The following is a 24,098-nucleotide window of genomic DNA, read 5'->3' on the forward strand; positions in this document are numbered from 1 at the left end:
CGACGCAACGAGTCCCTAGCGGGGCCGCCGTCCAACAGCCACGCAATTGATCGTCAGGCGGTCCTTCAGGCACCGCTCCAGGCGATAGCCTGTCATCGGGAACAGCTCGCTCTTCTCGATCTCGAAACCCGCCGACGTCATGAGGTCGATCATCTCCGACGGCTTATCGATGAGATAGAGATGATCGGGAGCAGGGCTGTTGGCGGGCATATTCACGAGAATCCGTCCGCCGGGCTTCAGATAGCGGATCAGGGATCGCAGAGCCTTGAGCGGGTCCTCAAGATGCTCGAGCAACTCGCTCACGACGATGCTGTCGAAGGTGTCACGTTGATCGGGTGCGTCGAACATGTCCTGGCGGACCAACTCGATCTCGTCACTGACGCCGATCACTTCCAGCGTGCGCCGCGTGGCCGCGATGGCGCCTTCGCTGACGTCCCACCCCACGATCGAGCCGGATCGGGGATCTGTTGCCGTCAGGTAGAGAAGCGCGCCATGACCGGGCCCGACCTCGAGATGACGATACCCTTCCGGGAGCATCGGCAGATACTGGCTGCGATAGAAGGTCAGCGCGCAGGCGTGGTTGTGCCAGAACACGCCCGACAGCAGCAGCCCGTTCATGTATTTTTCCATGACGTCGGGCTTCGAATAGACGTCGCGAACGGCCTCACTGAATTTGGAGCGCTCATAGCGTCCGTTGCGCCGGAAGAACAATTCGGCTTCCAGGATCATGTTCTCGCAGAAGTACCGGTAGTCGTGGCAAATCTTGTCGATGGTTCCGAAGTGATGCAGCGCGATCTTGGTGACGAGTTGCGACGATGCCTCGGTGTCGCGCATGACCTCGAGCGACCTGTTGCCGAGACTGGTCGCCAAGGTAGCCTCGTGCTGCGGCCACGCGGCAATCTGTCGCTCAACAAGTGCTGTAAGGTAGGGATACGCAGCAATATCGATCTCTGCGATTCTCGACCGCCGCACGATGTCCGTGGAACCAGTCACTTGACCACCCTTTGGTTGAAAACATCGCCCTTCTGACATAGCCGGGCTTGTCCGTGCAAGGCCTTGAACTGGGATAATTCTTCTCGACCGCCAGGCCGTAGGGTATCCCGGCGAGGCAGGGCGGAAGCCGGTGGCCAATTGATAGCTTGACGGAGCCAAAAAGCTCAGCCAGATAGCCCCAAAATCAAGGGCCGGAACATGAAAAGCCGCTTCCGAAGCGCATTTGGCCTGCTGCGTCAGGCCGTCATCATGGGGACGCTGTCGTTGGCAGGAATTTCCTTTGCCTTCGCGGCTGCCGCGCCACTTGTGGTAGAGAAAGAACACCGGGTGGCGGCGGCCAAAGACGACCGCCTCATCCTCGTGTTGGACCTGAAGCCGAACCTTGTCGATTTACAAAAATCCGGCGCGGAGGCTTCCGATCTCATCAGGGCCACCGCCGCCCGCTACGCCAAGGATTACCTCGCGCAACCCGAGTTCAGCTCGAGTCCGAAAGTCGTGGTCTATTTGATCTCGGTCGAAAGCATGGATGAGTACAACCGCGCCAAGTTCGACGGCATGAAGCGGTTTGGCACCATCGCCTTCGAGAAAAAGGGCGACGAGGTCGTGCTAACCGAAGACAAGCTCTCCTTTGGCCCATAAGGGCTACAGCTCTCTCCCTGGGACATCGCTTGCTCAACATGACGAGTTCGAAGCTTAGAAGGACGATTGCCGGTATCATTCTGGTCGTCGCAGTTTGTGGCGGCATAGCGGCAACGGTCGAGAAGACGCGCAGATACATCAATCAGCGGGTCGATCGCATGTTGGCTGAACGCACTCCGCCCAAGCCGGAAATTCCTCCTCCTCCTCCGCCGCCTCCACCTGCTCCAACGCCATCGGCCTTCGACAAGAAGGCGGAGATTGAGCTTCACCAGTTGTCGGCGCGCGTCGCGACGCTGGAGTCGTTGCTGGCCGGCGCCGGAGGCACGCTCGTCGACCAGGCGCCGGATGCGAGTGAGTATCGCGGGCGCGGCGCACCGGTTTTTGCGATGCTTGATGCCGTAGGGCCCTATCGCAAGAACGGGCTCTTCGAGATTTACGGCGGCAACTTTCGCGAAAGGCGCTCTGGCCCAATCAGCGTCACCGAAGCGGATTTCGAGATCACCCATGGACAGGCGTGGCTGATCTGGTCACCCGACTTCACTCCGGCGAGGGATGCCACCCATTTACAGATCAAGTTCGCGGCCCCTCCGACGACAGGTAAGCTGACAGTCGGATTTATTCTCAATGACGGACAATCTCTCGCTTGGGCACTGGATCTGCCCGCCAAGAGCCCGGAGCCGGCAGGTCTGCTTCCGCCGGTTGTTCCCGACGACATCGTCACGCGTGCCAACAACGCGCAGGTGGTCGGAGACATAAAACTTGCCGGGAGCCAGGTGACCGTCCCGCTACCTCCCAACCTCCTCCTGAACCTGAGAAACGGTCAGACGAAGGCGATCTCGCAATGGTTCGTGAAGGTCGATGGTGCGGCCGGAACGACCGTGCGTTTCCAGTCGCTCGCTCTGGTTCGGCCGGCGCCACCGCCAACCAGCAACGGCGTCACGTTGGCAGGCAAGGTCGTCGGGGGCGCCATTGCGCCGAACACGTCGATCGAATTGCTGGACGAATCCGGCACCACGACAAAGGGCGTGCTCGCGACGGACGGTAGCTTCGCGTTCACCGCGGTGGATCCGACGAAGCCGGTATCCCTTCGCCTCAGACGCGAAGAGTTCGAGCATTCCGCGACGCTCGGTCGATGGTTCGTTCCGTCATACGATCGCGGCGATCTCGTCATCGACGTGCGTCCGATCTACGTCAACGAGGACGGCCATGCCCCCGATTCAGCCCGTGCGAAATTCATAGGCGCCCGCAAGCCGTCTCCGTACGCCGCGTTCTACGAACCGCATAGCCGCCAATACTGGCCAGGCGCCGGCACGGTCCAGGAGTACGATTCGACCACATTCGTGAACAATCAGGGTTACGTCGACCGGGACCGCTTTTTCGACAATCCCGATAACTGCATCCGCCTCGCCAGTACGGGTGGCAGCGACATGGTTGCCCTGCAAGTCCGCCCCTTCGAGAAGGTCAATATTCTTCTCGAGGAAAGTCTCGGCGTGGCCATGCATAGATGCGTCGAGGTCATCTCCGCTGCGACCGACAATGGCGACATCGGGACGAACTATCCAAGAATTCGGGACTACACTTCGAAGTTCGGAGTTCAGGGCACTTTGGTATCGATGCTTGCGGGGCTGGTCTCGCAGGTCAGTCCAACGATGCTGCGCGACGGATTGGGATTCGATCCGGAGAACAGCCCGCTTCCGAATTTCCTCCATGATGCAAGCGGTGCATTGACCTTCCGGACCGCCTCGCCGGTTTTTGCGGTATTCACCGTCAAGCCGACTCTGCCGGAATATGTCAAAGGAATTCCATTCGGCACGGCGTTGACAGTGCCTTTCGATGTTATGCCGCAACCCGGCAAGGAGGCATTCCAGTACTGGACCGACATCGTCTCATATATCGAGAAGCACCACCCTGGTCAGAATTTCATATTTCATACCGGGGTCGATCAGGCACAGTGCCGGAACAATTGTGAGATCACGCTGACCTTGGCCGACGGCACCAAAGTTGCCGCGGGCGCAAAGGGCTTTGTCAGAAATATAACAGAGTACTGCGCCAGGAACGGATACACCTGCGTGAACCCCAACTTCTCCGGGAAATACGGGGACGTGCCGAGGCTGCTGACATTTCAACACGACGGACATTACTCGAAACTCGGGCATCAATGGCTTGCGCAGGAGCTGACGGCGCCATTGGCCAAAATCCTTTCCGATACGTCGAGATGAAAAAGCCGGGCGCCTATCTGATTATCCTGCGCCTGATTGTAGCGTTGGGATGCTATGCGCTCGGCCCGGCATCAGCCCTTGCCGATGGCGGGAAACCGGATGCACCGGTTCGCCTGTTGCCGTACCCGTTCTCGCATATCGTCAGCTTTGCCGCAGACACCGACGCGCTTCGCCCCTGGCACGGCGCTGCCATTCATCGCTTCTTCAATGAAGAACTCGGTTTGACGATATCCGACTCGCTTTGGCCGCAGGGTCGCGAGGAAATCTCGGCGTTCTTTGTCGGCCCGGGACAGTTGAATCGATACCCTTCGGGCATCGGCTCAGAACCCACTTTTGCCCTGCTTCTGCGAGAGTGGCATCGCGGAAACATCGATCATTTCCACAGCTGGCACGAGGACTCTCCATTTCCTGTTCGAACGGAGATTCAGCCGGCGCTTTCCATGTCCGCGGCACGATCGAGCCTGAGCATATCTTCTGTTGGCCTGCCTCCTCAGCCAAGCCGTAACGTGAGATTCTATTTCTCTGCGGCTCCGCCCGCCGACCTTTCGATCATGTTACACGATAGCAAAGGCGGATCGAGCATTTTTGGTCCGGGAGACATCGCTCGCGGACAAGACATTCAGTTTGAGGTCGGACCGCTCGGCTGGATCGTCGAGGTGATCGTCCCACTTCAATCGAACAGCGTGGCGCACCCTGTAGATCCGATGTCGCTAGACCGGATTGAATTTATCGCGCCGTCCTGCGCGACCGGCTGTTCCGCTTCCCTCACCAGAGTGGAGCGTGATCACTTCAGCCGGTACACGGTTCTGTCCGAAATCCCGTGGCTGGAAGCGTGGAACGTTCGCCCCGCCATACTGACGTCCCACGGTGGCAACACGCTTATTCAGGACTTCGGCGTTCCAGGACAGGTTGCGAAATTTGTTGCGTTCGACAACCCCGCCCTCGTCGATACGCATGCTCCGCTTGCTGACCAGAAGCAGAGCCATGCCTACCATTCCGACCTTTTGAGAAAGCTTGGTGTGCTCTCGGTCTGGTCCTATTTTCCTGCCGATGTGAAGGACATATTCGCTGTTCCTGACGGACCTGAAGTCCAGCACGGGCTGCTGCCGCTCTCATCGACCTACGAGCAGCTCTACAATTTGCCTCGTGCACAGCCGCCACCGCTCGACACCGACAGCGAAGACAAGTTCGATGCGTCGGCGCGAACCGTGCTCGCGGATATTCCCGAGGACGAAAGGAAGGAGCTCTATTGCGGACCGAGCTGCAACGTGTCCCAGGGCAACGCCCTCGCAATGCTGATTGCATCTCACCTCCAGTCGATCAATCGCGGCAAGAAAGTGAAGGGCCTGATCTACACCCATTTCGGCTCCGAAGAAGGAACGGCGGTTTTTCGGGCCTCGCCGGAGGAGCCGGTGACGCCGGCCGTTCGGAAATGGATGCGACGGTTTGCGAACTACGTCTATGACTTCGACGGCTCGATCGATATCGGCCGACGCATCTGGTCACCTCCGGCGAACACGTGGGTTCGGTACCAGGTGATGCATTCCAACATCGCCTCCCATCTCGCAATCGACAAATCCGCGATCTCGATCACGCCATGGACAGATCCGGTCACGCAAACAACCTGGCCCGATATGCGCGCCGGTACGCGCGACCTTCACGGCCTCACGGTGTATGTTCCGGATGTCGAACATGCCTCGGTGAGGATCGGCGACAAGGAGACGCAATCATTTACCCGCAACCCGCCGGATGAAACCGGCAGGACGTCGATCACATTGGTCGACGATCAGGTGCCGACCCCGATGATCGGCCGGGTACCTTTGAATGACCGCGCAAGCGTCGAAGTCATATCAGGACATTTCACCGACGCATCGGCAGCCAATTCCTACGTCAGTCTTGCAACCGAAAAGTCCGGCGACGCAGGCGTCGTGATCAAACCCTGGCGGCTCGACCTCTGGAACACGAGCCACCTGCAGCTTGCTGTTCGCAAGCGCTGTTCAAGCAAGAATGACGAGAGCTGCCTTGGATCTCGTTTCAAGATCGAACTGCTGATGCAGGACGGCGGCACAGTTTCCATTCTGGAAGATCAGGCGGCGGATCGGCGTGTGCCGTCCAGCACGTGGTCCGTTCCGCGTTTGAAGAAGCTCGACGAGTGGGTGTCGCATACGCTCGATGTGACGCAGTTGGCCTGGTCCAAATTCATCGACGAGGGCGCCGACTGGCGTCGGCCCGGCCTGCCGCTCGGAAGGGTCAAGGAGGTGAGAGTATCGTTGATGAACGCGCCTGCCGGCACGACGCTCGATGTGCAAAATTTCAGGGCCTTGCGGCCCTCCGGGAACGGTCAGGCTTCGGACGGGTCCAAGTTGGTCGCGGGCCGTGTCACCCTGAACGGCTGGACGCCCGCGCCGGGTGTGCAAGTTCGAGTGGCGGCAGAGTCCGGACGCGTCACCTCGACCGCGACCGATCAGGACGGGTACTATTTTTTCCCCGGCCAGCCGAGCGGGCAGATCGTGAGCATCCGCGCCCAACTGGGCGCACGGCAGTGCTTCCCAAGACAGGGGCGCCGCATCGAAATCGGCAAGGACGAGGCCGAGCTCGACATTGAATTGGGGCGGAGCCTGCAATTCTCGAGCAGATCATCTCCGTCTCCGTCCAATACCGTCGTCGATCCACAAGCTTGCGAGGCGATACCTGGGCTTTTGGCGCAAGAGCGGTAGTTGCCCAATATCGCTTGAGCGAGCAGCCCTCCGCTGTGTTGACCTGCGAAATATTTTTGCGGGTTAGGGCACATGAATCGTCGCAGTTCACCGAGCGCTCTCGTGTCGCGCGACGTCGCGTCAACTCATCGCGTGTACCGCAAGCGCAAGCTCTGCCGGATGACCCGCCGCGAACGGTCGGCACTGCGCAGGCATTCACGCATCGCATTGCCGACGAGACAATTACAACGGGAAACGCCACAAAACTGCAATGGCGCGATGCTATCGTTCACCGCCTGCCACGCGGCAGTTGCAATGAATGTACGCAGTGCGTTTGCCTCACATGCATCGCTCATCTTATCAACGGCTCGTTGTGACGGCGATGGCGGCGATGCTCTCGTCCGCGGCGGACGCAGCTGAATTCACCATCGTCAACGCCTCGAACACGCCGCTGCAGCACCTCTACGTCTCGCCGTGCGGCGCAGGGCAATGGGGCCCGGATCAGTTTACCGGGGCATTGCCGCCTTCGCGCTTTCACACGGTCTCGCATATCGAGCCGGGCTGTTACGATATCCAATTCGTGGTTGCTCCCTGGAATAGCTGCGTCCTTGCCGGCGCATCGCTTCGCCGCAACGAAGTCTGGAAGGTGACGCGGTGGACGGTGTTCGGCTCGCAGAGCGGCGATTGCTCGCATGTCGCGGGCTATGTTCCCGCGGCTCGACGTGCGTGGGTCTGGCAACCGGCTTCGAGCTCCGACATGAAGAGAGAGTGACGTGGCAAAGGTGCTGGTGACCGGCGGAGCCGGATTTCTTGGCTCGCATCTGTGCGAGCGGCTGGTCGGGCAGGGCCACGATGTGCTCTGCGTCGACAACTACTTCACCGGCAGCAGGTCCAACATTGCGCATCTGATCGGTAATCCCCGGTTCGAGATCATGCGCCACGATGTGACGTTCCCGCTCTATGTCGAGGTCGACCAGATCTACAATCTGGCGTGCCCCGCTTCGCCGATCCATTACCAGTTCGATCCGGTGCAGACGACCAAGACCAGCGTGCACGGCGCCATCAACATGCTCGGACTTGCCAAGCGCGTGAAGGCGAAGATCCTCCAGGCCTCGACCTCGGAGGTCTATGGCGATCCGGAAATCCATCCGCAGGTCGAATCCTACTGGGGACATGTCAATCCGATCGGGCTGCGCTCCTGCTATGACGAGGGCAAGCGCTGCGCCGAGACGCTGTTCTTCGACTATTGGCGCCAGCACGGCCTGCGGATCAAGGTTGTGCGGATCTTCAATACCTATGGTCCCCGCATGCACCCCAACGATGGTCGGGTGGTGTCGAACTTCATCGTCCAGGCGCTCGGGGGCAACGACATCACCATCTACGGCGATGGCCGCCAGACCCGCAGCTTCTGCTACGTCGACGATCTGATCGAGGCGATGATCCGGACCATGAATACGCCCAACGATTTCACCGGGCCGATCAACATCGGCAATCCCAGGGAGTTCACCATCCGCGAGCTGGCGGAGCAGGTCATTGCCATGACCGGATCAAGAAGCAAGCTGGTGTTCGCGCCGTTGCCGTCTGATGATCCACGTCAGAGGCAGCCGGACATCTCGCTGGCGCGTTCGGTACTCGGCTGGGAGCCGACCATCGATCTCGGCCGTGGCCTCGAGCGAACAATCGATTACTTCCGGGGCCAGTTGAGAGCAGCGGCCGAGTAGCATTCCCAGGGTTCGCCCGCCCTTGCACAGTTGCGACCGATCAAGCCGTCCGGCGGCGCCAGAAAGCGTGCACCGTCAGAGTGACCTTCAAGATCGGATCGCCGGGAGTTCGCTCGGTTGATCCCCCCGGCTGCACCAGCAATGCGTCGACGAACACATAGGGCGCGCCGCTTTCAAGCCGGTAGAGCAAGGTCTGCAATGCCGCCAGCGTGGCATTGAGGGAGATCTGGAGCCTGATGGCGTCGTTCTTGTCGTCGCGATCGGCAGGAATACCGGACGAGACCAGGACCGCGTGCTGGCTCAGCACCAGTTCGGACAGATAAGCCTGAAGCTGCGCGGTGGCGAGGCCCGTGGTCGGTGCATCCAAGAAGGCCGTCGCCGGCGCCGCGAGGCGCTGGGTCTGTGCACGCTTGTTGGCGGCGGGGCGCGAACGCGCCTCGAGCGCCGCCAGCTCGTCGCGCTGTTCGGCCAGGTGCTGCACGGCGCTGGAACGTGCCTGCAGCGCGCCCGCAATCGCGATGGCGCAGATCAGCAGCAGCGCGCAGAAGCCGCCGGCCGCGAAGACTTGCTCGCGGTTGATGTCGAAGTTGAGGTTCAGCTTCGGCTTCAGCACGATTCACTCTCCATCGATCCTGACATGCGGCTCGACGCGTGCCTCGATGTGAAACATGAACCGAGCGCCGTCGGCATTGCGCGTTGTCGGGGCAAAGAAATGCACGTCCTTGAAATGTCCGGAGCGTTCGAGCGGCGCAATCAGTGACGGTGCGTCGCCGGCGAGGCCGACGATGCGCAGCGTCGGGCCATCCAAATTCAGTTCCGTGAGATAGGATGTGTCGGGGAGGGCGCGGGACAGCGCCTCGACGACGACCACCGCGACCGGCGATGTCTCCTTCAGGGCGCGCGCCCGTTCAGCCGGCGCCAGCGAGGCGATCGCCTCTTTCGACGAACTGCCCTTGATTAGGCGCTGCAGCGTCGCAAGGCGCGATCCGATCTCGTCGCTCTCGCCGTCCGCCGATGCCGCACTCATGAAAGCCCAGACGTTGACCACCAGCGTCAGGCAGATCGCTGCGACCAGCAAGCCGACGACCATTCGGCGTGTCCGCGAGAGATTGCCGTCGGACGCCTCAGTGAGGCGGGACCACAGCGTGACCGTTCCATCACCGTGGCCCTTGCCCGCGACGACCCGGTCGACCCGCAGGCCCAACGCGCCGAGCTGGCCGCACGCCTCATCGAGTGTCGCGCGCGAGGTGGCGAGGATCTGCACATTGAGGATATTTGCATCAGCGCTGGTTGCCACGTTGAAGCCGTAGGCGGCCTGGCTCGCCCGCCATGGAAACAGCCGTTCGATCTGATTGCGCACGATGCCGGCCAGCAAGTCTCGCGCCTGCGCCGGAACAGTCATCGCGCGCGAAACGATGTCGGGGGCAGGAAGCTCGAGAATGACGAAGGATTTCTGTGCCGCGCGGATGATCTCATCCGGTAGCCCATTGCCCGCCGACCCCGCCGCGAACGTCGATTTCGCCGATTTCGTCGCGCCTTTAACGACCCAGTCGCTGCCGACCCTGGTTACCTTCAACCAGTGCCTGGCGCGGCGCCGCTCCTGCCAGCCGAGCCACAGGCGGGCGAGGATGTCGATCCAGCGCCGCATGATCATTTCGATGCTCATCAGCGTGCCTCCAGCGATGCGACGACACCTGTCCTTGCGAACCGCGAGATCGGTGTCCAGGCCAGAACCCGATACGGTTGCTTGTCGTCCGGGAGCAGCACGATAAACGCCCTGGCTGCCGCGGTGTATCCGCCGGTCGTGCCGGCGACGAGGTCCACCGCGACCACATGGGTCTGCTGAACCTTCAGGTATTTCTGCGCCGGTCCGAGCAGGAAGGAGAGCCGCTCTGTATCGACGAACGGCGAGCTCCGCATGTCGAGAAAGGCGTCAAGATGCTCCGCATCGAACGACGGCAACGCCCGCAGCACCGCGACCGGCGCGGTGAGCGGGTTGACGCCGTCGCTGCCGAAGACGGTGATCAGGGGCGCCATCGCCGCCATCCATTGCGGCTGCATGCCGGGGATATCAGCGATCTGTCCAATGTCGGTGAACGGAGCCGGAGCGGGCGCTGCCACCGGCTGGTCAGGCGTACCCGGTGCCGATGGCTTCGCCGCATTGTTCGGCCGCGGCTGCGCATCGTTCTGGTGCGCCTGCCCCGCGATGTCGCGAAGCGCCACGATCCGTTGCGCGACGATGCCGGCATCGTCATCCTCGGCACCGACATAGCGGAGCAGTGAGGCGAGCAGTTCGACCGGCGCCTTTCCGATGTCGATGCGGCCGCCCTCATCGCTGACGGTCAGCCGAACGGAGCCGGTCGAGAATGTCAGCGTGGTGCTGCGCTCGGCGAGCGGGGCGTCGCGCAGCACCGCAACGATACCCGCGGCGGTCTCGAGACCCGCGGTCAGCAGTCCGTCGGCTTGCACACGCTCCCGGTCGATCCGAACGATGCCGGCGAGGCTGCGAAACGTCGTCGACGTTGCCATGGCGAGGGCGGCGCACAGCGCGATCGCCCATAACACGGCGAGCAGGACCATACCGCGTTGGGTGCGACGGCTGCTCATCGGCGTGCTCCCGGCGGCGCGTCTTTAGCCGGCGTTTCCTTCGACGACGCGGACTTGCCGGTGACGCAGTCGGCATTGGCTCCAGGCTGGGCACAGCCGATCGGCGCGTCGGCGCGCAGCGTGAACTGCACGCCAGGCAAGAGATCGGCTCCGCTGGCGCGGTCTCGAACGGTCAGCCGCACGAGGCGCGGCAAAAGCGGCTGCCCGATCCATGTCGTGCTCCAGGACAAGGTGCCGTCCGGACCAGGACTTCCGAATGTAAATGCGATGTCGACCTGGCCTTCGATCACACCGACCGGGTCCTGCAGCGCGACGTTCGCGAACGGCGTGCGTTGTCCTCGCGATCGGCCACGGCGCCGGACCAGATGGTTGACGCCATCAGTCTCCTCGACCTGCAGGCTGACCACTTCCTCAGCCCGGCCACCACCCGCGTTGCTTCCGGTGACGAACGTCATCTGGTTGGCATCGCCGTTGAAAGCGGCCGTCGCGTCCGCGCCGTCACCCTGTTTCACCTGCCGGGCGGACCCGATGTCGGCCGCGAGGTGGTCGACCGCGAGCAGCAACTGATCCGTCTTTCCGACCAAACCCGTCCTGCGATCGAAGTTCAGCGCAACGTTGTTAATCAGAACGGCGGTTGCAGTGATCACCGCAGATCCGATCGCAAGCGCGGCCAGCACCTCGATCAGCGTGAAACCGGATGCCGCACGGAGCCCTCTTCGATGCGCTCCGCTCATTCGTCGGCTCCCAATCCGAGCCACAACGTATCCGCGCTGACCATCTGTCCGGGTGCCCACGACACCGTTGCAACGAGGTGGTAGGCGATCCAGTTCGGGCGTTTGGTGCTGGGGTCCTCCTTCTTGTCCGGCGCGGCTGTGGTCGGCATATCCCGCCGCACGGCCATGGCATCGATGAACATAGGCTCCGATGTAACGGACCAGCGCAGACCGGCGGTCTCACCGTCACGCGTTCCATTGGCGAGGACCGAACGGTCGACCGGCGCATCCAGGATCGTGCGCAACATGACCTGTGCCGCAACGCGGCCGTCGATCCGATCCGCGATCCGGCGCGCGTAAAACAGATGCGGACCGAGCACCGACACGAACGCCAGCAGCAACGCCAACGCCACCAGCGCCTCGATCAGGGTGAACCCCGCATTCGCCGAACGAGGTTCAGGGCAGATCGACCGCAACGCGGCCATTATACCAGTTGACGTCCACCTCATAGCGCACATTCTCCCACGAGAATTTCAGCACCGATCCGGTCGAAGCGCCGTCCGGCTCGAACCGCACGACCGCCTGTCGTCCCGACCAGAGCTCGTTCACGCCGATCACATCGACCCGGACGTCGCGAGGGATCGCGATCGTGCCGGCCTGCCCAACGATCGTTCGCGCATTTCCGTCGAGCGACACGCGGCGGCTTTGCCCGGTGAGAATTGCCGCAAGCCGCTCGCGTCGCAGCAGCGCGGCGGTCTGCAGCGTCAACGCCTTCAGGCTGGCGCGCCCGGTGCCTGGAACCATCGTCACCACCAGCGATGCCAACATCGCGATGATCAGCATCACCGCCATCATCTCGATCAGGGTGGAGCCCGCCGTCGAACCGGTGACTGTCGCGCGCGTCATCGACCATCCCTACATCGCAAGCTCGGTGATGCTGAGCAGCGCACTCATGATCGACACCACCAGCGTTCCGATACCGATGCTGACCGCGATGATGGTGATCGGTCCGATCGCACCCATCAGCCGGTCGAGGCCGATCGCGAGCCGCTGCTCATAGAGATCGGCGGCGTGCTGGGCGATGGCCGACAGGTCTCCGGTCTCGTCACCGACCCGGAGCATGCGGACCGCAAGCGGCGGTACCAGGTCGCTCTCGGACAACGCCTCGATGAAACGGCGCCCGTTGCGCACCTGCTCGTGCACCTTTTCGACTGCCGCAGCGTAACGGGGCTCGGTCATGATATCGCGCAGGATCTTCAGCGCGGTCGGCAAGGCGACCCCGTTCTCCACCAGCAGCCCCAGCGTACCGATGAAGCGGGCGGTCCGGCGATCGTGCATCGGGCCGGAGATGCCGGGAATGGTCGCGAGCACCGCCATCAGCGATGCGCGCGCGGCCGGCTGGCGCAGGATCAGCCAACCCAGCACCAGCACCGCGCCACAGCCGCCAAGGAACGTGTCGAGATGGGCGCGCAGCCAGGTGGACAGCGTGAGCGCAAAGGCCGCGCCGGAATTGAGGCGTCCGCGCAGCTCCGTGAATACCGACTCGAATTGCGGCACGACATAGAGCAGGAAGAAAAACAGGATGACGAGCGCCGACCCGACCAGGAACATCGGATAGCGGACCGCCGACGTGATCCGTTGCGACAACTGCTCGCGCCGGGTCCGGTCCTCGACGATCGCCCGCAGCACCACCTCCAGCTTGCCGGACGCTTCGCCGGCACGCACCATCGCGATGTAGATCGGCTCGATGATCTGGTTGTAACGCTCCAGTGCCTCGGCGAAGCCGTCGCCGCCGGAGACCGCGGAGCGCAGACCGCCGGCAAAGCGGGCCACCGCCTTGTTGGTGTCTTCCTCCAGCGTCTGGAGCGCAGCTTCCAGCGTCAGTCCGGAGCGAAGCAACAACGCCAGTAGGCGCAGGAAGGTGGTCAGCTCGCGTTGCCGGGGCAGGCTCCCGCTCGAGACGCTGGCGCGCAGCGCGCTGCGGCCTGCGATCTCGGCCTCGACCGGCAGATGACCGAGATACTCGATTCGCCGCAGCACCTCCTCGCGCGAAGGCGCGTCGACGTCGCCGAGAATGATCTCGCCGGCCTTGGTCAATGCGCGATAACGGTAGTGCGGCATGACCGTCCTACAGGCTCATGGTCAGTCGGAAGATTTCGTCGAGCGTGGTCTGGCCGGCGCGCAATTTTGCGACACCGTCCTCCGTCATCGACGTCATGCCGGCGCGCCGGGCCACGGCTTCGAGATTGGAGGCGTCGGTTTTCGGGCCGATCGACCGTCGCAGCGTCGCGCCGATCTCCATGATCTCGAACACGCCCTTGCGTCCGCGGAAGCCCGTGTTGCTGCACCAATCGCAGCCCCTGGGCCGGCAGACCACTTCGCCTGCCTCGATGCCGAGCGCCGCATAACGTTCGTCTGCCGCGATATCCGCCGCCGACAGGGTGTAACGTTCCTTGCAATGGTCGCACAGGATTCTGACCAGCCGCTGCGCCACGATCACCCGCGCGCACGATGCCAAGAGGAAGCTCTCGATTCCCATGTCGATCAGGCGCGTGACGGCGCCCGCGGCGGTGTTGGTGTGCAGCGTCGTCAGCACCAGATGGCCGGTCAGCGCGGCGTGGACGCCGATATGGGCCGTCTCGGAATCGCGCATCTCGCCAACCATGATGACGTCGGGGTCGAGCCGCATGAAGGAACGCAGCGCGGATGCGAAGGTGAGCCCGATGCCTGGATGCACCTGGGTCTGGGTGATGCCGGGTATCTGATACTCGACGGGGTCCTCGATGGTCAGGATCTTGCGGATGGGCTCGTTGATCACGGCCAGTGATGCCGCGAGCGTTGTCGTCTTGCCGGACCCGGTTGGGCCGGTGACGATGACCATTCCGTAGGGTGCAAGCAACGCCTTGCGCAGAACCGCTTCGTGATGCGCGCTGAGCCCGATCTGGTCGAGCGAGACCAGGCCAGCTCCCTTGCGCAACAGCCGAATGACGGCGCACTCGCCGTGCATCGTCGGCATGGTGGCGACCCGCAGGTCGATCTCGTTGCCGCCGACCTGGATGTGGGCGCGCCCGTCCTGCGCCAGCCGGCGCTCGGTGATGTTCAGGCCGGCCATGATCTTGAGGCGTGACAGGATGCCCTTGGCCATCGCCATCGGCGGTGCCGGCACGTTCTTCAGCATGCCGTCGACGCGCAGGCGAACTTGCAATGTATTGCCGGCCGGCTCGATGTGCAGATCGGTCGCGCGCTGCTCGACGGCCAGGCGGAGCAAATCATCAAGCGCTCGCACCACCGGCGCACCGCGCGCGAGATCGCGCAGATTGTCGAGATCGTCCTCGCCGCCGGCGGTCCCGGGCTGCGCGGCGTCGCTTGTTTGATCGGGCTCGAGCCTTAGCGATAATGCGGCTTCCAGATCGTCGGCGGTCGCCGCCGCAAGTGCGACTGGCTGGCGCAGCATCAGTTCGACCGCGCGCAACGTTTCATCGTCAATCGGGGAGGCCAGTGCGAGACGCAGCGTCCCGGTCGCGCCCTCGTAGGGAAACAGGCGCTCCTCCTTGAGGAAACGGGTCGACATCTCGCCGCCGGCAAAGCGTCCGTCGACCAGATCGTCGCGACGAACCCGGTCGCATCGGTAAAAGTTGGCCAGTTCATCGGCCAGCGCCGATGGTGTCAGCTTGGTGACGGCGCTCCAGTCGACATGGCCGGCCGATCCGTCGGCATGACGCGGCCGAGCGGCCCCTTCATCCTTCTGGCTATCGCGCAACGCGCCCTTGGCGGCGAGATATGTCATGAAGTCGATCGGCGCCGCCGCCGGTGTCGCAGGCGCATCGCTTTCATGCGCTAGCATCGCGCAACTCCGATTGAACCGGCCTGCACAGCTGGTCGATTATGCCGTTCGGGTTGTCGTGCCATTGCGCGTCACCCGCTGCCGCCCAACGGCAATCGCCGGTCGAGCACCGTATCGCCATCGCCGGCTGGATGCAGCGCCGCGCGCTCCCGCTCGGTGAATGGAATTCGGCGCCGAAACGCAGCCCGTGGCATGTGCGCGTTCCGATCGATGCACACTGCGCAATGCACCAGCGCCTGCTTGATCTCGACCTGGACCGTGCGCACGCTGATGCCGAACCGTTTTGCCACGTCTTGCAACGGTACTTCTTCAACACATATCGCCATGAAGATCTCCCGGCGACGGGTCGGTAACTCCTGGATGGCGCGCCGCAGCGCACCGATCTCGGATCGCGCCTCGATGATGCGGTCCGGGCCGGGAGTATCGTCCGGCAGATCGAACAGCGCATCCGCTTGCGGCACCGTGCGACGGCGTCGTTCGGCAACGCGCCGGTTGCTGATGGCGCTCATCGCCACGCGGAACAGATACGCCGGCAAATCGCGAACCGGTCCGATGCCGTCGGCCTTGCTCAAGCGCAGAAACGTATCCTGCAAGGCCTCGTCGGCGAGATCGGCCGACCCGGTCCGGCGCGTCAAACGTTGTTTGAGATCGTCGTAGCTTGTGACGAGGAGCGCGAGCAACGCCGTTCGATTGGTGTCGCTCATTGCAGGGGCCCCATCCCCAACCGCGGCAATCGTCACATTTCAAGTCGGTCGCGACACTTCTATCTGTGGTTGGTGACATGGAAATGAAACCACAACGAGTGCTCACGTCGCGACATGCAGTGCCACAGTCGATGATGCAGAATTGATCTGTGTCCGCGCACGTCACGGCAATGGTCGCGTATCCGCAAGGTCTATTGCAGACGTCGGCTGCGACGTGAGCAGGATCGCGATCACCGGCAACGAAACGCATGTCACGACACTCCGCTGATGACTGTGTTCCGCTGCGTCGTCAGCGACCGTTCAATTCCGTGCAGGGCCGCCGCACTTCCGGCATCAATCGCCAGCGCCTCGCGGAAACTTGCCGATGCTTCATCGGGGCGATCGAGCGTGAGATACACGTCGGCAAGTGCACAATGAGCGGTGACGCGGCGTGGATCGAGCGCGACTGCATGTTTCAGGCTGACTTCGGCGCCCTGCGAATTGCCGCGTGCGGCGCATGCGCGCCCAAGCGCTTCGTAGAATTCCGAAGATTGCTGCTGATTGATCTTCGTCGCTGCCAAAAAATGCAGCATAGCGTTGTCGAGATCGCCAAGCTCGCACAATGCCAGTGCATATTGCGCGTGCAGTGTGTCGCTGGCGGGGGCGAGTTCCAGCGCCTTGCGGTAATGTTGATGAAGTTGGCGCCTCACTATATCGGCATGCATGCCGCTCGCATGCTCATTGCGGCCAAGCTTCCGCAGCGCATTCGCGTATGCCGCGTGAGCGTCGACGCTCGTCGGTGCGAGCTCGATCGCTTTGCGGTACTGAGCAACCGCTTGCTCCGTCCTGTGCGTCGCGATCAGTACATCGGCGAGCGCGATACGCGCCGGCGCCAGGTCCGGCGCGACCGTCACCGCAGTCTGCAACAGCGTGTACGCGCGCTCATGATGGCCGAGGCGGAGCTCGATCGCACCGAGATTGCACAGTGTGTTGACGTGTCCGTGGTCGAGGGAACGGACATGCTCGAACAGTTTCGCCGCGCGATCCAGTTTACCAGCACGATGCTGGCGGCACGCCTCGACGAACAGGGCATCACAGACCAGCGCATCGCCCTCGTCGTGGGCCACCGTCATCTTGAGCGCGGAACTCATGATCGGGTCCGTGATCGCCTCCGCCGGCAACTCAGACCCAGCCCCGGCGAGGGATCTGAGCGCGGAGTTGAGCCGTCCGATCACTTCGGCCCAATCGCCCGGTCTTGTTTGCCGGAATAGCCGGGCTTGTGGATACCACGGTGTATCGTTGCGATCCCGGAGCCAACGCCAATCGCTGCCATTGGCGAGCAGGATCCAGACCGGCTTGCCCATCGCACCGGCCAGATGCGCGATAGCACTGTCGATCGAGATGACGAGGTCGAGATTGCCGATGATCGCGGCCGCGTCGGCGAAGGATGCCGTGTCGATCTGCGCACCGGTATCGAGGATGCGATCGTCGAAGTCGGCGAGCTGCTCACGTCCGCGACCGATCTGCAGGCTGACAAATCGCGCGCCCGGGCAATCGAGCAGGGGGCGCAGCAAATCGAGCCGGATCGAGCGGCGCTGATCATTGAGGTGGCCGGGATTGCCTTGCCACACCAGGCCGACGGACAAGCCGTCGTCGGAGTTGCCGCCGAGACGCTCGCGCCATCGCGCGACCAGATCCGGATCGGAAGTGACATACGGAGTTGCCGCTGGAACCGTGTCGACCTGGGTATCGAAGATCAGCGGCAAGGACAGCAGCGGCAGGTGGACGTCGAATGCCGGCGCCGCGGTCGCGTCGCTGACGACAGCATCAATGCCGGCGACGGTTTGCATCAGGGACAGCAAGACCTGCGGCGTCCGCAGGATCACGCGGCCGCCCCGCGCTTTCACCATCGGCGCGTAGCGCACGAACTGAAGGGTGTCGCCAAAGCCTTGCTCGGATTGCAGCAGGATGGTCCTGCCGGCAAGATCTTCACCCTGCCAACGTGGCCGGTCGGTCGAGATCAAATGCCTGTTGACGCGCGTATCCGACAGCCGCCCTTCATACTCCGCCCAGGCCGCCGACCAGTTGCCGACGCCGAACAAGCAGACGGCAAGCACGGTGCGCAGCTCTGTACGGGTGGGATATCGTTCCAGCGCGTTGTGCAGCAACGCGATGCCTGCGTCGTGCCGGTTGGTGTCGCTGAGCAGCCATCCGAAATCGACGATCGCATCGATGTAATCGGGCGAGCTCGCGATCAGGTCGCGGAATATTTCGTCGGCGAAATCGCTCAGCTCGAGCATCGCCAGCGCGCGGGCGAGGCCGAGCTGTGCCGCCGCATTGTCCGGCCGCAGCGTCAGCGCTGCAGTGTAGGCGGCCAGCGCCTGCGGGTACTGGCGGCCCTTCAGCAGCAGAACACCGAGATTGCCGTGCGCTTCACCGTCGGCGGGATTGAGCCTGACCGCTTCCTCGATCAGCTCTAGCGCGCGCTCGTCCTCGTCCCGCTGCAGCGCGATCACGCCGCGGACATGCAGGACGTGTGACCGCACCTCGGGTTCCTGCTCCATGGTCTCGAGCAGCAGATCGGCGCTGTCAAACTGGCCGTCACGAAACAGCGCGATGGCGCGGTTCATCACCGTCTGGATGAATTCCGCGCGCCGCTCGGACGACGCCTGATTGAGCATCGCCAGCCCCGCACGCATCGTCTGCGCTTCGCTTAACCCGGCCTTCGACATCGACGCACCCTTTGACTGTCGACCTGTGTGTCCTTCGCGATACCGCGGCGGACCCGCACCCTTGTCCGCTTCTTCTGCGATCGCGATTAGGCCGCAGCGTTCGTGCGGGCCTCGCACCACTCCGCCCAGAGCTTCATCAATTCGCGCGAGAGGTTGTCGGCGAAACGGGGCGCGTCGCAGAGCGGCGAGGCGGCTACGCGGTCGCGCAGGGTGCGGCGCAACTCGGCGAGTTCATCGCGCCGGTGCGTCCAGCCGACTGCCATCGCGACGTAGTCGTCGATGCTGTGCGCGCAAAAGTCGCCCAGCCCCGCTGCGGTGAGGTGGGCCGCCGAGTGACGGCCAGCGAAGGTGTCGCCGACGAAAGTCACGGTCGGAACGCCCATCCACATCGCTTCGAGCGTCGTGACGCCAGCAGAATAGGGGAACGGATCGAGCGCGACATCGACCTCGCCATAGGCCACCAGCAGCTTGTCCTGTTCGGTTTCACCGACCAGCTCGATCCGCTCGCGCGAAACGCCGCCCTGGCCGAGCACGTTGTAGACCGCGTCGCGCGTGCTGGTCTCGCCGAGGCCGCCATAAACCATCAGGATGCGCGAGTCCGGCACTTGCGCAAGGATGCGCGCCCAGGCCTTGCCGAGCTCGCTGTTGAGCTTGGCCGGGCGATTGAAGCAGCCGAAAGTGAAGCGACCGCCGCCGAGGCTTGGCAGCGGCGGCACCTCGGGGGCTTTCGCCGGCGGGTGATAGCAGACGTAGCAGTCGGGCATACGGATCGGACGCTCGACGTAGCTCGCGTCATGTTCCGGCGGAATCTCCACCGGATCGGCGATCAGGCCGTCATAGGTATCGAGCCCGACCGTGCCGACATAGCCGGCCCAGCTGAGCTGAATCGGCGCCGCGCGCATTGCGAACAGCGAGAGGCGGTTACCGGCGGTGTGGCCGGCGAGATCGAACAGGACGTCGATACGGTCCTCGGCAATCTGCCGTCCCAGCGCCGGGTCGTCCATCCCGGATACGTCGCGCCAGGAGAGCGAAATCTCCTTGTACCGTTCGCTGAAGTCGTCGTCCTGCCGCTTGCTGTCGGTCTTGTAGCAGAAGATCTCGTAGCCGAGTGCGGCGAGCGCTTCGAAGGCGCGCAGGACGAGGAACGACACCGCATGGCGATGCAGGTCGGCCGACACCAGGCCAAGCCGCGGCTTGCGCGCCGGATCCGGCGCGTTGGCGAACGCAAGACGATTGAGCGGTGCAGTCGGCCGGTAGAGCACGGCCCATCGCCTGTGCTCGCGCAGCAGCTCGGCGCGGGTCACGCCCGGTTTGTGCTGAAGTGCGAACAGCAGGGTTCCGGCGATGCCGGCGCTACCGGGATCGAGCTCGCCTGCGCGCCGATAGGCCGCGACGGCCTCTTCGATGCGCCCCTGTCCGAGCAATCCGAAGCCGCGGCCGACATGATGCTCCGCCTGCAGCGGATCGATTGCGAGCGCGCGATCGACATAAGACAGCCCACGCTCGAACGCGCGATGATTGATCAGGAAGTGACCATAGAGATATTGCGGCAGCGCGACGGTCGGCGCGCTCTCGGCGGCGATCTCGAACAGCCGCGCCGCCTGCTGGTCGCGCGCGGCGATGCCGAAATTCATGCCGAGCTCGATGATCGCCTTGTAATTGTCGCTGTCGATCGTGGAGGCGGCGCGGAGATCGTCGACCGCCTTGTCGAACTGTCCGTCCATCACATAGGCGAGGCCGCGGGTACGGTAGGCTTCGCCATACCCGGCATCGAGCTCGATCGCCTTGTCGAGCGCCGCGAGCGCCTCGCTGCGCCGGTTCTCGGTCAGCAGTGCGAGACCGAGACTGTATTGTGCGAGCGGCATGTTCGGCAGCAGACGCAGTCCATCCTGGAGATAGGGAATGCCGTCCCGGGTGCGTCCGGTGCGGGCGAGGCACGTGCCGATCTCGGCAAGCGCCGGCGCATGCGTCGGTGTCACCCTGAGTTCCGCAGCGAATGCCTCGCGCGCATCGTCGAAACGATCGAACCGGCACAGCGCAACGCCCTTGCAATAATTGAAGCCGGACTGGTCAGGCGCGAGCCGCGCGGCTTCGTTGAATGCGCGCAGTGCCTGGCGCCAGCGGTCCTGTCGTGCGTGCGCCACGCCCTCTTGATGCAGCGCTTGCGCCCGCTTCAGGTTGGTTGATGGATAATTTGCCAGCGGGCGCGCCAAAATTGCATGGCCGCCATGCCCCACACGAATCGCAAGACGTCCGCTCGAGTTGTCTTCCATGTGGGAGGCCTCGCTTGAATGAAAGCCCGCAGAGATTGCTCTATCGATAGTTTGCGATCATACGGCGAGCAGCCGGACGGTGGAGTCCATAGAGCATCCGATGTGGTATTGCCAAGATGTTTTTCGGATGCTGATCGAAAATAATCCCTGCGCAAACCTGATCGTCGAATTGTCTATCAGTCGTGAAGTCAATCATCGGCGGCGGAGACATGACGTCGGCGGGCAGAGATACTTTCCTGATCGTGGATTTGTTCCAACAAATCTTGATTGGGTGGCAAAATAAACTTCTTCTTGTTTGAAGATTACTTTGCGCTCTCATGACGACGCGATGACGATGTGCCGGTGGTGATCAACCCCACAGGAACAGCGCAATGAAAATGCAATCGTCCAGATACATGCTCGGCACCGCCTCGGTGCTCGCCCTGCTCGCGTCCTCGACCATCACGCCCGCGAACGCGCAGGCCTCCACCGCCACGTCCGGCATCTACGCGGGCGGCAGCACGCTCGCCTCGGAAGCCTTCCGGCAGATCTTCGACTGTTACATGGGCGGCATCGTCGGGTCCGGCACCGCCTATCCCGACGGTTTCGCGTTTGACTCCAGCTTCCCGGCCCGGGGCAAATTGCCGACCACCTGCACGCTGGTGAGCGTGCCGGTGCAAGGCATGTATGCCGGTGTCGGCAGCGGCAACGGCGTGCGCGGCTTCATCACCAACAAACCGCAGCAGTGGTACAACGGCACGGTCACGCCGAACGCGTCGGCCAACATCTCGATCTCCACGCCGCTGCCCGCGAACCAGCCCGCGATGATCGACCTCGCCAATCCGGGAAGCCCGGCGACCAAGTTCGGCAGCTATCCCTATCCGCGTGTCGATATCGGCCTGTCGGACTCGCCGCTCGGCAGCACCCTGGCGGCGCTCACGACGTCGTCCGTCAGCTTCACTCCGACGCAGGGCTGGACCACCACCGGCGGTGCGCTGACCCAGATCACGCTGAACAGCACCTCGACGGCCTCGGTCGCCTACAACACCACGGTCTACGGCAATCCGATCCAGATCCCGGCTTTCGAGGTCAACGTCGCGATCGGCGTCAACACCAGCACGATGACGGTGAACTCAGCCGTCTCCGGCACCGGCGCTACGCCCGGCACCCAGGCCAACCAGGGCGCCGCCATCCAGCTCTCGACGGCGCAGATGTGCGCGATCTTCACCGGCCTCGTGACCGACTGGAACAATACGACCCCCAACAACATCCCGTACCTCGACAAGACCGGCGCGCAGCAGCTCGCCGCTTTCGACTACACCAACCCCAACAGCTCGGGCACGGCGCAGGCTTACTCGACTTCGTCGCTGCCGATCAGGATCGTGTATCGCGGCGATGGCAGCGGCACGAGCTTCATCCTGACCAACTATCTCAAGGCGGTCTGCCCGCTGCTCGACACGCCGACCGGCACCTACGGCTACAAGTCGATCTTCAACACCACGACCCTGCCGAGCACCTCCTTCACCAACCTGATCGCCCGTATCGATGCCGTCCGCGGCGCCGGTCCGTGGTCGGTCACCACGACGGTCACGACCAATGCGTGGATCAGCGCAACCGGAAGCGGCGGCGTGGCATCCGCGATCAGCACCGATAGCAGCAAGGCGGGCCGCATCGGATACGTCAGTGCCGACTTCACCCAGCCCTACACCACCCAGGTTGGGACCATCGCCGCGCCGCGTTCGGCGGCTCTGTCGAACGAGCAGCTGCGCGGTGCCGGCACCTATATCCCGCACAACGGGGGATCGACGACCCTGGCGTTCATTGCACCGACGCCGGACGGCGCCGCCGCCGCGTGGAGCGACACCAGGCTCAAGACGCCGGCCACCACCTGGACCTGGAACGACTACAACATCTACGCCAACGTGTTCGGCACTGTGACCCAGTCCGGCGTGACGGTGACCGGCCTGCCGGTGCTGCCGCTCACGAACAAGCTGAACGCCTATCCGCTCAGCGGCACGACGTTCCTCGACCTGTATAGCTGCTACAACGTCCAGGCCGACGCCAACCGCGTGACCAACCTCGTCGGCTCTGCCAGCACGGTCGGCTTCCTGACGTGGTATGTCGCCGGTGCCGATTCCGGCGATGGCAATTTTGATCCGGATGTCTCTGCGGTGGTCCAGAACGCGGGCTTCCACATGGTCCCGGTCAATTATGCCCAGAACATCAAGAAGCAGTACTGGGGCACCCTGACGACCGCCATCTCCGCCGCGGCCGCCACGCAGGCGAACGGCTGCCTGAACGTTGCCAACGGCGCCAGCGGCGGCGCCAAGTAAGTCGACGCATTGCGGAACGGCGCAATTCCGATTGCGCCGTACCGGATGGCGTCACGCACACGACCGGGCGCCTCGATCGAGGCGCCCGGAACTATTCGCGGAGCGTCGACAGTGATGGACCTCCGCTTTGCAGTTCATTGGACGAACAGCGATGTCGAAGCAAAACGCGATCCTCACTTCCGGGCATATCGATGGCACGCGGCAGAGCGAGCGGGGGTTCACGCTTGTCGAGATGCTGGTCGTCATCGCCATCATCGGATTGATCATGGGGTTGGTCGGCCCACGCGTGCTGAGTTACCTGAGTGAATCGAAGGTCAAGGCCGCCAAGATCCAGATGCGGAGCTTCGCGAGCGCGCTCGACCTGTTCCAGCTCGATACCGGCCGTTACCCGTCGACTGCGGAAGGGCTCACGGCGCTGGTGCAGCGGACGTCAGGCGCTGCCAACTGGAACGGCCCCTACCTCAAGGGCGGTATGGTTCCGAATGACCCATGGGCCCATCCTTATCTCTATCGGGCGCCCGGCGAACATGACGCCTACGATATCCTCTCTTACGGCTCCGATGGTCAGGAGGGAGGCAGCGGGACTGCCGGAGACATCTCGTTGGACAAGCTGACGAGTGCCGCCAGCAACGAGCAATGATGTTGCCTGCGATCGCGGGTGAGCGC

General features: G+C 63.2%; 19 protein-coding genes. 7 read left to right on the plus strand and 12 right to left on the minus strand.

Features of this window, described 5'->3' with window-relative positions; all coding sequences use genetic code 11:
• Positions 1 to 15: 15 nt before the first annotated feature.
• Complete coding sequence (locus ACVIGA_RS32710; protein WP_456669231.1) at positions 16 to 870, minus strand: class I SAM-dependent methyltransferase; 855 nt, start codon at positions 868 to 870, stop codon at positions 16 to 18.
• A gap of 321 nt (positions 871 to 1,191) precedes the next feature.
• Between ACVIGA_RS32710 and ACVIGA_RS32715 the strand changes: the two genes are divergently transcribed.
• The 5 genes from ACVIGA_RS32715 (at position 1,192) to ACVIGA_RS32735 (ending at position 8,268) form a co-directional block, all read left to right on the plus strand.
• Entirely contained in the window at positions 1,192 to 1,632 is a 441-nt protein-coding gene (locus tag ACVIGA_RS32715) for a hypothetical protein (RefSeq protein WP_223969828.1), read from the plus strand.
• 29 nt (positions 1,633 to 1,661) lie between these two features.
• Positions 1,662 to 3,851 (plus strand): hypothetical protein, encoded by a 2,190-nt coding sequence (locus tag ACVIGA_RS32720; protein WP_456669232.1) that lies wholly within the window; start codon positions 1,662 to 1,664, stop codon positions 3,849 to 3,851.
• Complete coding sequence (locus ACVIGA_RS32725; protein ID WP_456669233.1) at positions 3,848 to 6,568, plus strand: carboxypeptidase-like regulatory domain-containing protein; 2,721 nt, start codon at positions 3,848 to 3,850, stop codon at positions 6,566 to 6,568. The genes ACVIGA_RS32720 and ACVIGA_RS32725 overlap by 4 nt, the downstream gene beginning before the upstream one ends.
• A gap of 370 nt (positions 6,569 to 6,938) precedes the next feature.
• On the plus strand, positions 6,939 to 7,319 hold the full coding sequence (locus ACVIGA_RS32730) for a hypothetical protein (protein ID WP_456669234.1): 381 nt from the start codon (positions 6,939 to 6,941) through the stop codon (positions 7,317 to 7,319).
• A 1-nt stretch (position 7,320) separates the two neighbouring features.
• A complete protein-coding gene (locus tag ACVIGA_RS32735) occupies positions 7,321 to 8,268 on the plus strand; it encodes a UDP-glucuronic acid decarboxylase family protein (protein WP_456669235.1) in 948 nt (315 codons plus the stop codon).
• Positions 8,269 to 8,308: 40 nt separating this feature from the next.
• Here the strand turns inward: ACVIGA_RS32735 and gspM are convergent, their stop codons facing one another.
• The 11 genes from gspM to ACVIGA_RS32790 all read right to left on the minus strand — a co-directional run bounded on the left by gspM (position 8,309) and on the right by ACVIGA_RS32790 (position 21,120).
• Positions 8,309 to 8,881, minus strand: coding sequence for a type II secretion system protein GspM (gspM, locus tag ACVIGA_RS32740; protein ID WP_456669236.1), 573 nt, complete (start codon positions 8,879 to 8,881; stop codon positions 8,309 to 8,311).
• Between the two features lie 3 nt (positions 8,882 to 8,884).
• On the minus strand, positions 8,885 to 9,934 hold the full coding sequence (locus ACVIGA_RS32745) for a PilN domain-containing protein (RefSeq protein ID WP_456669237.1): 1,050 nt from the start codon (positions 9,932 to 9,934) through the stop codon (positions 8,885 to 8,887).
• A complete protein-coding gene (locus ACVIGA_RS32750) occupies positions 9,934 to 10,875 on the minus strand; it encodes a general secretion pathway protein GspK (RefSeq protein WP_456669238.1) in 942 nt (313 codons plus the stop codon). Before ACVIGA_RS32750 ends, ACVIGA_RS32745 begins: the two co-directional genes overlap by 1 nt.
• Positions 10,872 to 11,609 carry a PulJ/GspJ family protein gene (locus tag ACVIGA_RS32755; RefSeq protein ID WP_456669239.1) on the minus strand — a complete coding sequence of 246 codons (738 nt, stop codon included), beginning with the start codon at positions 11,607 to 11,609 and terminating at the stop codon, positions 10,872 to 10,874. The genes ACVIGA_RS32750 and ACVIGA_RS32755 overlap by 4 nt, the downstream gene beginning before the upstream one ends.
• Positions 11,606 to 12,073, minus strand: a complete 468-nt coding sequence (locus ACVIGA_RS32760; RefSeq protein ID WP_456669240.1) for a prepilin-type N-terminal cleavage/methylation domain-containing protein — start codon at positions 12,071 to 12,073, stop codon at positions 11,606 to 11,608. Before ACVIGA_RS32760 ends, ACVIGA_RS32755 begins: the two co-directional genes overlap by 4 nt.
• Positions 12,045 to 12,494, minus strand: coding sequence for a prepilin-type N-terminal cleavage/methylation domain-containing protein (locus tag ACVIGA_RS32765; RefSeq protein ID WP_456669241.1), 450 nt, complete (start codon positions 12,492 to 12,494; stop codon positions 12,045 to 12,047). The genes ACVIGA_RS32760 and ACVIGA_RS32765 overlap by 29 nt, the downstream gene beginning before the upstream one ends.
• A 9-nt stretch (positions 12,495 to 12,503) precedes the next feature.
• Positions 12,504 to 13,709 carry a type II secretion system F family protein gene (locus ACVIGA_RS32770; protein ID WP_456669242.1) on the minus strand — a complete coding sequence of 402 codons (1,206 nt, stop codon included), beginning with the start codon at positions 13,707 to 13,709 and terminating at the stop codon, positions 12,504 to 12,506.
• Between the two features lie 7 nt (positions 13,710 to 13,716).
• Positions 13,717 to 15,432, minus strand: a complete 1,716-nt coding sequence (locus ACVIGA_RS32775) for a GspE/PulE family protein (protein WP_456669243.1) — start codon at positions 15,430 to 15,432, stop codon at positions 13,717 to 13,719.
• A gap of 71 nt (positions 15,433 to 15,503) precedes the next feature.
• Positions 15,504 to 16,136 (minus strand): RNA polymerase sigma factor, encoded by a 633-nt coding sequence (locus tag ACVIGA_RS32780; protein ID WP_456669244.1) that lies wholly within the window; start codon positions 16,134 to 16,136, stop codon positions 15,504 to 15,506.
• Between the two features lie 251 nt (positions 16,137 to 16,387).
• Positions 16,388 to 18,847: a tetratricopeptide repeat protein gene (locus ACVIGA_RS32785; RefSeq protein ID WP_456669245.1), complete on the minus strand. Its 2,460-nt coding sequence runs from the start codon at positions 18,845 to 18,847 to the stop codon at positions 16,388 to 16,390.
• 86 nt (positions 18,848 to 18,933) lie between these two features.
• A complete protein-coding gene (locus tag ACVIGA_RS32790) occupies positions 18,934 to 21,120 on the minus strand; it encodes a tetratricopeptide repeat protein (RefSeq protein WP_456669246.1) in 2,187 nt (728 codons plus the stop codon).
• A gap of 371 nt (positions 21,121 to 21,491) precedes the next feature.
• On the opposite strand from ACVIGA_RS32790, the gene ACVIGA_RS32795 reads away from it, so the two are divergent.
• Positions 21,492 to 23,432 carry a substrate-binding domain-containing protein gene (locus ACVIGA_RS32795; protein WP_456669247.1) on the plus strand — a complete coding sequence of 647 codons (1,941 nt, stop codon included), beginning with the start codon at positions 21,492 to 21,494 and terminating at the stop codon, positions 23,430 to 23,432.
• Positions 23,433 to 23,583: 151 nt separating this feature from the next.
• Positions 23,584 to 24,072, plus strand: coding sequence for a type II secretion system major pseudopilin GspG (gspG, locus tag ACVIGA_RS32800; protein ID WP_456669248.1), 489 nt, complete (start codon positions 23,584 to 23,586; stop codon positions 24,070 to 24,072).
• The last annotated feature ends 26 nt before the right edge of the window (positions 24,073 to 24,098 follow it).

Source organism: Bradyrhizobium sp. USDA 3240, from assembly GCF_054063295.1.